Source organism: Glutamicibacter sp. AGC84 (genome assembly GCF_053543575.1).
Map to the genome: position 1 here is coordinate 47968 of NZ_JBLVOC010000027.1, position 10574 is coordinate 58541.

Here is a 10574-nt window from a genome sequence, read left to right on the forward strand (position 1 = left end):
CCCCCCAATTCTCGTTTAACCCGCTATTGGCCGGCGTTCAACTCGAATTGAGCGGCCGCCGAGAAGATCATCCAGCGTTGGATTGCCGCCGAAAGCCGGCGTGGTTCCTGGTCAGCCAGATGGCGCGCCGTTGCCATGACCAGCCTCCTGGCCTGCTCCCGGCTCCGGGCTTCCAAGCGGACATCATTACCGGCGAGGGCCAGATATCGGCAGAGTATCCCCGCGAACAGGTTGCCGTCTCCCCCGCTGTTGAACGAGAGGACCCCGGCAGCAGTTGACAGCGATTTCGTGGTGGCATCGATCAGTACTTTAGCGTGAGCCAGATCAGCAGGCTCGCCAAGCTCAAGCAATGCCCCGAGCACCAGGCCCTGGTTATAGGTGTAGACCGCTGGTTCCACGGCGTGTCCCTGCGTGGTCAACCGAAGTCCGTCCAGATACAGTCCTCGCTCCACGCTGAACAGATTCTTTTCCAGCCACTGGAGAAGCTCTCGCGCGATCTCTTTCTCCCCGGTACGGGCAAAGAACAGTGCCGCCGGCGCGTTGGCTGGCGTGTTCTTGAAATCCCGCTTTCTGGACCAGTACAGGCCGCCGTCCAGCACCCCATCCATGCCGGCATGGAGCTGCCGTCCCAGCGTCCGAACTGCCGCCTCGGCAGGACGGCTCCTGTGTCCCGTCACCAGCTGCGTGAACTCTGACAGGCGGCCGCTGGCCAGGGCAAGCCAAGCCATGTCGTCGAAGAAGTAGTTGGGCAAGATCCCGAAGTTTCGAATTCGAATGCCGCGCAATAGGCCGTTGGCCCGGGCAAGCGCTTCGCGCGCCCGGTGTTCGTTGCCTTCGTCCCAGTACGATCGGCCCTCATCGATGATGGCATCCAGATAGTGCGCCTGCCACCAATAGTTCCACTCCGCAAGCGGGTGCGCGAAACCATTGAGATTGCTGAGCATGCTTCCGTCGCGCAACCGATGCGCTTTGCTGTAGCTCTGTCCAATCCACGTTCCGGGCAACCCCATGAGGCGATGCCCGAACCGCTGGTGGGTGTCGATCGCGGCTTGGTGCGCCAATTCCTGCATGGACTCCATGGTGCCTTCCGATTCGAGCTTCATCAGTTCTTGTCACAGACCTTAGTGCATCTGGAAGCATCATGCTGGTACCGGTTAAAGAACTTGAGCTGTCCCGAAGGACAGCTCAAGTTCATATTCTGGCCGCGGCTATTTCCCGCCCGGGTTCAATCGCTTGAGAACACCAGTGATGACCTTCTTATCGACAGTCGGCCACATCGGCGGCAGGGTAGCTTTCAAGAAGCTGCCGTACCGCGCCGTGGCCATGCGCGAATCAAGGATCGCCACAACGCCCTTATCCCCGACCGAACGAATCAAGCGCCCAGCACCCTGGGCCAGGCGAATCGCCGCATGGGTGGCGGCAACCTGCATGAAGCCATTTCCGCCATGCTTGGCCACGTCCTCGGAACGGGCCTTGGAGATAGGATCATCCGGGCGCGGGAAAGGAATCTTGTCGATGATGACCAGCCGGCAAGAATCGCCTGGCACGTCCACGCCCTGCCACAAGGTCATGGTTCCAAACAGGCAGGTGTCGCGTTCGCTGCTGAACTGTTCGACCAGCGACTTCATGCTGGCTTCACCCTGGCACAAGATTTCCACGTCTAGGCGCTCGCGCAAGATGCTTGCCGCTTCCTCGGCGGAACGCTTGGAAGTGAACAGCGCCAAGGCGCCGCCACCGGAGGCCTTGATGAGATCTTCGATCTCATCCAGCGTCTCCGCCGCCAGTTGGCGTCCTGGCTTGGGCAGGTGCTTGGCCACGTAGAGGATGCCCTGCTTGGGGTAATCGAAAGGGCTGCCAACATCTACGCCGGTCCATGATGGAGCGCCGGCGCCCATCAGGCCCAAGGAGCCTGCTACCGAGTCGAACTGCGAGCCAATGGCCAAGGTGGCGCTGGTCAATACGACCGTGCGCCCGTCGAAGAGGCCCTCGCGCAACTTGCCGGCCACCGACAACGGTGCCACGTTCAAGGTTGCAGGCTGGCTCTCATCGGCCTCGACGTAGCCCCGGCCTTCGACAAACTCCCGCGGACGGGTGGTGTACAGGACCTCGCGGCGTTCTTCGGATTCGAGCATGCGAATCGCATCATCCATCACTGCCTGCAGCTGGGAGCGGGCAGTCTGGCGGCCGCCATCGGCCGGTGCATTGGCTTCGGGCTTGGACAGCGCCAGAGCCAGCCGGGCCTGCTCCACGATGTCGTTCAGGGCAATGCCCATGTCTTCGCGCAGACCATGTTCCAGCAAGCCTGTCGGCAACCCGGTCAACGACTTTTCCAGGCGGTTTGCGGCCTTGACCATCTCATCCGCATTGATACCGCAATGGCGCTTGGCACCGCCAGCGGCGGTAAGCACCATGCGCGAGGAGAGCGCGCCCGAAACCGAGCTGGTCACGCGATCTTGCAGTTCGTGGGCCTCATCGATGATCGCGACTTCGAAGTCCGGGAGAACCGAAAGCCCCTCGAAGGCCGAAACCGCCAGCAACGCATGGTTCGTAATGACCACGTCGGACTCGGCGGCACGGGCACGCGCCATTTCCGAGAAGCATTCGTCCGCCATCGGGCACTTCTGCGAGCCGAGGCACTCCATGGCCGAAACCGAGACCTGCTTCCAAGCCTTGTCACTAACCCCGGGCACCAGTTCATCGCGGTCACCCGTGTCGGTCTCTTCGGCCCATTCACGCAGTTTCATTACTTCGCTAGCCAGCGGCGAGTAAGTGGTGCCGGCAGGTATTGCCGGCTCGTCCATGGAAAAAAGAGTGCCTTCGTCATCCGGGTATCCGCCGCCGAGCTTGTACTGGCACAGGTAGTTCGAGCGCCCCTTGAGCAGCGCGACATCCATCGGGCGCGAGAGCTTGCCCTTGAGCGAGTCGAGTAATCGCGGTACGTCACGGCCGACAATCTGCGATTGCAGCGCCAATGTCGCGGTGGAGACGATCACTGGCTTGGCGCTGGTTTGCGCGTGGGCCAGTGCCGGAATCAGGTAGCCCATGGACTTGCCCGTTCCGGTACCGGCCTGCACCAGCAAATGCTTTTCGTCTTCCAACGCGCTGACCACGTGCTTGACCATTTCCTGCTGGCCGGTGCGCATGGCGCCGCCCATGGAAGTGACCGCGGCCTCCAGGAGCCCCAGGGCCTGCTCTTGCTTATCCATGAAGGTTGAAGGTCTCCAACTCTGCAGCAAAGGAATCGCGCACCTTGACGATCAGCCGGGTGCCCTCCTCCAGGTGTTCGCTTTCCAGGATCTCGGATTCGCTCTGGTGCAGCTTGGCGATCAAATCCCCCCGGTTGTAGGGAATGAGTACCTCAAGCTGGACTCCGGGGCGTGGAATCGAGGAACTGATCTTTTCCAGCAGCTCCTGGATGCCTTCACCGGTATGCGCAGAGACAACCACAGTGTTGGATTCCTTGTTGCGGATGCGTTCGATAACGAACGGATCAGCCACATCAGCCTTATTCACCACGATGATCTCTGGGATGTTCAACGCGTCGACTTCGCCGAGCACGGTGCGCACGGCCTGGATCTGCCCTTCGGGATCCGGATGGGACCCGTCAACGACGTGCAGGATGAGATCCGAATCGGCGATTTCCTCCAAAGTGGAACGGAAGGCTTCCACCAGCTGGGTCGGAAGGTTGGAAACGAATCCCACGGTATCGGCCAGGGTGTAGGTCAGCCCGTCTTCGGTCGCCGACTGGCGAACGGTCGGGTCCAGGGTAGCGAACAGCGCGTTCTCCACCAGCACACCGGCGTTGGTCAGTCGGTTAAGCAGCGATGACTTGCCAGCGTTGGTGTAGCCGGCAATGGCTACGGCCGGAACCTCATTGCGCTTGCGGTTGGCACGCTTGGCTTCGCGCGCAGGCTTCATGGCCTTGATCTCGCGGCGCAGCTTCGCCATGCGGTCGCGAATGCGGCGGCGGTCCATTTCAATCTTGGTTTCACCCGGTCCACGCGAACCGATACCGCCACCGGCGGCACCCACGCGGCCACCGGCCTGGCGGGACATCGATTCTCCCCAACCGCGAAGGCGCGGCAGCAGGTATTCGAGCTGGGCCAGTTCAACCTGCGCCTTGCCCTCTCGCGACTGGGCATGCTGCGCAAAGATATCCAGGATCAGGCTGGTGCGGTCGATCACCTTGACCTTGACGATATCCTCCAAGGCGCGACGCTGCGAAGGAGCCAGCTCTGCATCGACAACCACGGTATCGGCGCCAGTGGAAGCAACAATTCCGCGCAGCTCTTCAGCCTTGCCCGAGCCGAGGAAAGTCGATGGGTCCGGCTTGCTGCGACGCTGCACCAGCCCGTCCAGGACCTCCGAGCCGGCGGTCTCTGCCAAAGCGGCGAGCTCACGCAGAGAATTCTCGGCGTCGGTGACGGTGCCGTCGCTCCAGATGCCAGCCAGCACGACGCGTTCCAGGCGCAGCTGGCGGTACTCGACTTCGGTGACGTCTTCCAGTTCCGTGGACAGGCCTGCGACGCGGCGCAGCGCACGGCGGTCGTCCAAATCTTCCTGGTCCCCGTCGAAATGGGTGAGGCCGGAGGAAAAACGGTTCAGTGCAGAGGCTTGCCCGGCGAAGATGGAACTCTCTTCTTCGCCGAAGTGCTGGACCTGCGGGCTCTGCGCATCGTCGGCTGCGAGGATTCGATCGATGGCGGCCTGGATCTGGGCATCATCCATAGATGCCGAATCGTGCTCGTGTGACTCGGAGTTAGTCATGGTCTCCTTAGAAGTACTTCGCTTTCCAGAATAGTGCGGGTGGGCCCCACTTTGCGACGTGGCGCGTTCAGTTTCGGGTGGTTCATCAAACATTCGTGGTCCTTTGCAAGGAGTAAAGGTCTATGAGCAGACAGGTGAATGCATGGTTACCGGTGAGCAAAGGCGAATGCGGGGTTCCAAAAAGAAGAACTGCCAAGAAGGGGAAATGACTTTGCTGTCTGCTGATTCATGCAGGTGGGCGCGCAAGAAGTGCACGGCCAGCTCGTGGAATCGCGGGTAACCAAGAGGATTACGTATTAGACGAAAATGAAAGTCATAGGGAAAACTCTATCAGTGATATCGTGTCGTGCCTATATCGCTTTGCTCACGTTGGAGACCCTGTTCTTTGGGGTAACCGTACTGGGCGATAAACTTTGCCTATGACCTCGGATCACTACTTCACCGCCAGCCCGGCCTCGGCAGACGAACGTCGCACCATCGAAGTCGAGCTCAATGGCTCGCTGCGCAAAGTGCAGACGGCCTCCGGCATTTTCTCCCCTGCCGGGCTGGATAAGGGCACAGCGGTATTGCTGCAGTACGTGCCGGCCCCTCGCGGACGCATCCTGGATATCGGGTGCGGCTGGGGGCCCATCACCTTGGCCGCTGCCGAGCAGTCCCCGCAGTCCGAGGTCTACGGCGTCGACGTCAATGAGCGTTCCATCGATCTGGCCCGCTTGAACGCCACGGCGTTGGGCTTGTCCAACGTTGTTGTCGGCACTCCTGATTCCGTGGATCCGAACCTGGAATTCGACACCATCTGGTCCAACCCGCCCATTCGCATCGGCAAGGATGCCCTGCATGAGCTGCTGATGCTGTGGTTGCCGCGTTTGGCCCCGGGCGGCGAGGCCTGGATGGTGGTGCAGAAGAACCTTGGCAGTGACTCCTTGCAGAAGTGGCTGGTTGAGCAGCTTCCCTCGGAGTGGAAGATCACCCGCGAAGCGACCGCCAAGGCCTTCCGCGTGCTGAAGGTAGCGCGCCCGGCCTAGAGGACCGAAGGCAAACCGCAGATCGGCTGCCGAGCCAATCTGCGGTTCTGCGAAGAACCGGATCAGTTCTACTGCGCACCGAGGATCCCGCGCGCCACCAGATCCGCTGGGCCGCTGAGGATCGTATCTTCTCCGCCGCTTGCATTGCCGCGGAATTCAACGCCGACCACGCCGCCTGGCACCGCAACAGCCCACTGGTTGATCAGCGCGGTGCTGCGCGCCCAGTAGCGTACGGCAGCTGCAGCCGCGCAGGCACCGGTACCGCAAGAGAGGGTCTCGCCTACCCCGCGTTCATGGACGCGCATCTGGACCTGGGCAACTCCGTCTTCTTCAATCAGCGGTTCGGATGGAACCACGAATTCCACGTTGGTGCCGTGGGCAGGAACGGGAGATACCTCTGGTGCCTGGAACAGGTCCAATTCTTCGAGCATTCGGGCATCGGGCAACGCCACAACGGTGTGCGGATTGCCCATGGTGATGCTCAAGGCCGGCAGGGCCTGTTCCCAGCCACGCGGCTTGACCATGGAGTCCACGGATTTTTCGGCCGCGTCCTGCTCGAAGATCAGGCCCCAAGGACCCAGGTTCACTGCGTAGCCATCGACCAGGCGGGTAATTTCCTTGACCCCTGCACGGCTGCCGATTTGGAAGCTTTGCCCCACCTGGAGGCTCACCAGCCCCTCGGCAATCAGGTAGTGCGCGAAGGCACGCACGCCATTGCCGCACATTTCGGCGATGGAACCGTCGTTGTTCCGGTAATCCATGAACCAGTAGGCCTTGGGGTTCTCCAGGAACTGCTCTTCGTATCCCGGAACCTTGGAGGTTGGCACGGCACGGATGAGCCCGTCGCCGCCAATGCCGAAGCGGCGATGGCACAGGGCCGCTACCTGTTCGGGGGTGATGTCGAGCTTTGCTTCAGGGTCTGCAACCAGTACGAAGTCGTTGCCGGTAGCCTGGCCCTTGGCAAAATGTTGTCCAGCCAGCTGTCCTAGTTCGGTGCGGTACATCAATGCTCCTAGAGTTTTCCTGCGTATGTTGGCTAGCCAATGATCTTCAGCGTTTTTTCCAGCAGTCCCGGTTCGATCGGGTTCAGCCAGTTGACCCGCTGGTCTGCATTGAACCAGGTGATCTGCCGTCGCGCGAACTTGCGCGTGGCGATGATCGTCTGGTCGATGGCTTCGGCTCGGGTGATCAGCCCATCCAAATAGTCAATGTACTGCTGGTACCCGATGGCACGCGAAGCGGTCTTGCCTTCGCGTAATCCTTGTTCAAGAAGTCCTGCGACTTCTTCGGCTAATCCCATGGCATCCATCTTGTGCACGCGGGCCTCCAGGGCTTCGTGCAATGCATGCCGGTCATAGTTCAAACCGATCTGGATTGCCGGTGCGGCATACTCGCGTTGCGGCATGAAGGAGCTGAAGGCCCGCCCGGAAATCTCGTAGACTTCAAAGGCCCGGATCGCGCGGCGCAAATCCAGGTTGCGCCCAGCTGACACCGGGTCCACCTCGGCCAAACGGCGGCGCAGGGGTCCGTCGCCTTCGGCCTCGACCTCAGCCTCCAGCCGTTTCCTGACCCCGGGATCCGTCGGCGGGAAATCGATGACGTCAAGTGCTGCGCGCACATACAGTCCAGAGCCGCCGACCATCACCGGAATCTTGCCGCGGGCCTGGATTCGGGCGAAGTGGTCGCGGGCTTGGGCTTGGAAGGCCGCGACGGACGCTTCCTCGGTGATGGCCATGGTGTCGAGCAAATGATGCTCGATGCCGCCACGTTCATCCACCGGCAGCTTCGCGGTGCCGATATCCATGCCGCGGTAGAACTGCAGGGCATCTGAATTGACGATTTCCCCGCCCAGTTCCCGGGCCAGGGCAATAGCCAAATCTGACTTGCCGGTGCCGGTGGGGCCGACGATGGCGATGACCGGCAGGTTCGAATTGGTCATGTACTTAGCTACGCACTTTCAAGGTTGGCATGCCCAAGCTCGTGCGGCCGATGGAACCGTTCGCAGCTGGGGAAGGTACCCCGCAGCTTTCGGCTTGGGCACGGTCCCAGGCATCCCCGGCACGCGAACGGCGCAGGGAGTACTGGTCAGCGGTGGGATCGGAAATCAGGTGGAATGATGCCACTTCGGTAATAGGCAGGGTGACCAGATCGCCTGGGCGCGGGGCTTGGGCTCCGTCAGGCACAGAGAAGTGCACCAGGCGCTGGTCCTGCGAGCGTCCGGACAGGCGCCGGGTTTCCCCGGACTTGCGTCCGGACTGCTCGGTGGCCATCACTTCTACGGTACGGCCCAGCTGCTTCGCATTCTCTTCCTTGGCAATGCGGTCCTGGAGCGCGGTCAGTCGCTCGTAGCGTTCCTGGACCACGGCCTTGGGCAGCTGGTCTTCAAGTTCGGCTGCCGGTGTTCCCGGCCGCTTGGAATACTGGAAGGTGAATGCCGAGGAGAATCGCGACGCTTCAACCACGTCGAGGGTGGCTTGGAAGTCCTCTTCGGTTTCGCCCGGGAAGCCAACGATGATGTCGGTGGTGATTGCCGCATGCGGGATGCGTTCGCGAACCTTTTCCAGGATGCCCAGGAATTTCTTGGACCGGTAGGAGCGGCGCATTTCCTTGAGCACCCTGTCCGAGCCGGACTGCAGCGGCATATGCAGCTGCGGCATCACGTTCGGGGTCTCGGCCATGGCATCGATGACGTCATCGGTGAAGGCCGCTGGGTGCGGGCTGGTGAAGCGCACGCGTTCGAGTCCTTCTATTTCGCCGCAAGCGCGCAGCAACTTGCCGAAGGCCAAGCGGTCTCCGAATTCCACGCCGTAGGAATTCACGTTCTGGCCCAGCAGGGTCACTTCGATGGCCCCATCATCGACCAGGGCCTGGATTTCGGCGAGGATCTCGCCCGGGCGGCGATCGCGCTCCTTGCCGCGCAAGGATGGGACGATGCAGAAGGTGCAGGTATTGTTGCAACCCACGGAAATGGAGACCCAGCCTGCGTACACGGATTCGCGCCGGGTCGGCAAGGTGGATGGGAAGACATCCAGTGATTCCAGGATCTCCAGTTGCGCCTCCTGGTTGTGGCGCGAGCGGGCCAGCAGCGTAGGCAACGAACCGATATTGTGCGTGCCGAACACCACGTCTACCCATGGGGCTTTCTTGACGATGGTGTCCCGGTCCTTCTGGGCAAGGCACCCGCCGACGGCAATTTGCATATTGGGGCGTTCGGCCTTCAGGTTCTTCAGCAGGCCCAGATGCCCGTAGAGCTTGTTGTCTGCGTTTTCACGCACTGCGCAGGTATTGAAGACGACGACGTCGGCTGCTTCTTCGGCCAGCTCTTCGGATTTGCGGCTTAGGCCCGCATCTTCCAGGAGACCGGAGAGCCGCTCGGAATCGTGCACGTTCATTTGGCAGCCGAAGGTACGTACTTCATAGGTACGGGGTAGTTCTCCACTGCCGATGTTGCTCAAGGTATGTTGCTCAGTCACTCTTCAAGATTACCGAAGATTGGGTACTGCTGAAATACAGGTGACCTTGGGACGCGCTCCGGCGTGCTGTTCGCAGCGCGTGCCCGCTAATCGCCGGATTCACCGCTTCCCTCGGAAGGGTTAGGATTGAATTAGACTATCAACTAGCCAATTCGGCCTATGAGAGAGATTTCCGTGGAAAACGATTCACCCCGCCCACAACCGGAACCCGAGAAATCCCGCCCATTGCGCTTGTCACGCGGCATGAAGGTCTTCCATATCTGGATGGCCGGAATATCCGCACTTTTCCTTTTCGCCATCCCGATCGCCATCGGCCTCCTCCCGCCGATGGACCACGAGACCGATGACCTGCTGTTCAATATCGGTGTTGGCTCGGTGCTTGCCGGGATCGCCGCCTTGATCCTGTGGGCATACCAGGGCATTGACGATTGGCTTGGACGCCGCAGCAAAGCACCTGCCCAGGATCCGAAGCGCAATCAGTAGCGGCTACCGAAGCGCTCTTCCCATTCTTCGCGCGCGACCTTGAAGGCCAAGCCGCCGTTGTAGCCTTTACGCCCCAGCATCCCTACTAGTCGGCGTAATGCCCTATCCCGATCTGCGCCCATGGATTCCGGGCGCAGTTTCGCGCGAACCAGTTCACGGGCCCGCTGCTCCTCGGCCTCATCATCAATCTGCTCAAGCGCTTCAGCGGCCAGTTCATCGTCTACGCCCTTGGTGCGCAGCTCGCGCTTGATCGCCCCACGGGCCAAACCGCGCGAGCGCGCGCGGGCAACTACCCACGACTTCGCAAAGCGTTCATCATCAACGAGATTGATCTCGGCATACCGGTCGATGACTTCATCAGCGATATCCTCAGGGCATTGGTTGTCAAGAAGCTTGTCCTTGAGCTGTTTCGCGGTCTTGTCGCTGGCTGTGAGCTGGCGCAGCAAAATGCCACGCGCCTTTTCCCGCCACTGGTCATCGCTGAGCTCTTCGGGCTCCCCGGCTTCGCGCGCCGCTTTTCTCGCTTCGCGTGCTTCGCGGCGTTCCTGCTTCGAGGGTTTGGCCGGTGCGGGCGCGGCAACAATCTGTTCCATCGCCGCACGCAGCTCTTCAACACTGCCCGGTTTCCTGGATTCCTCCGGGAAGCTGGCAATGGTGCGGGAGGTGCTGCCCGCTGGCATGGCTGGGGTTGCGGCGCGCCGGGCGGCGCGTTCCCGCCTAGCTGATTCCTCAGCCGCTTGTGCTTCCACTTCTTCCGGGCTGGGTTTTGCCCAGTCCGGCATGTCCTCGGGATCCCCCTGGAACTCTTTGGAAACGGACGTAGCGT

At 61.2% G+C, this 10574-nt stretch carries 9 protein-coding genes; 2 read left to right on the forward strand and 7 right to left on the reverse strand.

Annotated elements, in window-relative coordinates; genetic code table 11:
- Nucleotides 1-23: 23 nt before the first annotated feature.
- From ACNPN0_RS16680 to hflX, 3 genes are all read right to left on the reverse strand, one after another.
- A complete protein-coding gene (locus ACNPN0_RS16680) occupies nt 24-1103 on the reverse strand; it encodes a glycoside hydrolase family 76 protein (RefSeq protein ID WP_332503174.1) in 1080 nt (359 codons plus the stop codon).
- Between the two features lie 105 nt (nt 1104-1208).
- Nucleotides 1209-3206: an ATP-dependent DNA helicase gene (locus ACNPN0_RS16685; protein ID WP_105658159.1), complete on the reverse strand. Its 1998-nt coding sequence runs from the start codon at nt 3204-3206 to the stop codon at nt 1209-1211.
- Nucleotides 3199-4767, reverse strand: coding sequence for a GTPase HflX (gene hflX, locus ACNPN0_RS16690; RefSeq protein WP_105661882.1), 1569 nt, complete (start codon nt 4765-4767; stop codon nt 3199-3201). Before hflX ends, ACNPN0_RS16685 begins: the two co-directional genes overlap by 8 nt.
- A gap of 419 nt (nt 4768-5186) precedes the next feature.
- Here hflX and ACNPN0_RS16695 point away from each other — a divergent pair, with 419 nt between their 5' ends.
- Nucleotides 5187-5792 (forward strand): class I SAM-dependent methyltransferase, encoded by a 606-nt coding sequence (locus ACNPN0_RS16695; protein WP_332487909.1) that lies wholly within the window; start codon nt 5187-5189, stop codon nt 5790-5792.
- A 68-nt stretch (nt 5793-5860) separates the two neighbouring features.
- Here ACNPN0_RS16695 and dapF read toward each other — a convergent pair whose 3' ends face one another.
- Genes dapF through miaB form a run of 3 tightly spaced genes read right to left on the reverse strand, consistent with a single transcriptional unit; the run spans nt 5861 to nt 9265 of the window.
- Nucleotides 5861-6796: a diaminopimelate epimerase gene (gene dapF / locus ACNPN0_RS16700; RefSeq protein ID WP_332487907.1), complete on the reverse strand. Its 936-nt coding sequence runs from the start codon at nt 6794-6796 to the stop codon at nt 5861-5863.
- Between the two features lie 32 nt (nt 6797-6828).
- The gene (gene miaA / locus ACNPN0_RS16705; protein ID WP_105658163.1) at nt 6829-7731 is read right to left on the reverse strand and encodes a tRNA (adenosine(37)-N6)-dimethylallyltransferase MiaA; all 903 of its coding nucleotides are present in this window, start codon (nt 7729-7731) and stop codon (nt 6829-6831) included.
- A 4-nt stretch (nt 7732-7735) separates the two neighbouring features.
- Entirely contained in the window at nt 7736-9265 is a 1530-nt protein-coding gene (gene miaB, locus ACNPN0_RS16710; protein WP_105658164.1) for a tRNA (N6-isopentenyl adenosine(37)-C2)-methylthiotransferase MiaB, read from the reverse strand.
- Between the two features lie 174 nt (nt 9266-9439).
- On the opposite strand from miaB, the gene ACNPN0_RS16715 reads away from it, so the two are divergent.
- Nucleotides 9440-9748 carry a hypothetical protein gene (locus ACNPN0_RS16715; RefSeq protein WP_448938346.1) on the forward strand — a complete coding sequence of 103 codons (309 nt, stop codon included), beginning with the start codon at nt 9440-9442 and terminating at the stop codon, nt 9746-9748.
- Here the strand turns inward: ACNPN0_RS16715 and ACNPN0_RS16720 are convergent.
- A partial coding sequence (locus ACNPN0_RS16720; protein WP_448938956.1) for a regulatory protein RecX occupies nt 9742-10574 on the reverse strand: 833 nt, incomplete at its 5' end. The genes ACNPN0_RS16715 and ACNPN0_RS16720 overlap by 7 nt on opposite strands.

Coding starts and splice junctions, on each gene's coding strand:
- ACNPN0_RS16680 (WP_332503174.1), bottom strand. CDS start 1,103: ATGAAGCTCGAATCGGAAGGCACCATGGAGTCCATGCAGGAATTGGCG.
- ACNPN0_RS16685 (WP_105658159.1), bottom strand. CDS start 3,206: ATGGATAAGCAAGAGCAGGCCCTGGGGCTCCTGGAGGCCGCGGTCACT.
- hflX (WP_105661882.1), bottom strand. CDS start 4,767: ATGACTAACTCCGAGTCACACGAGCACGATTCGGCATCTATGGATGAT.
- ACNPN0_RS16695 (WP_332487909.1), top strand. CDS start 5,187: ATGACCTCGGATCACTACTTCACCGCCAGCCCGGCCTCGGCAGACGAA.
- dapF (WP_332487907.1), bottom strand. CDS start 6,796: ATGTACCGCACCGAACTAGGACAGCTGGCTGGACAACATTTTGCCAAG.
- miaA (WP_105658163.1), bottom strand. CDS start 7,731: ATGACCAATTCGAACCTGCCGGTCATCGCCATCGTCGGCCCCACCGGC.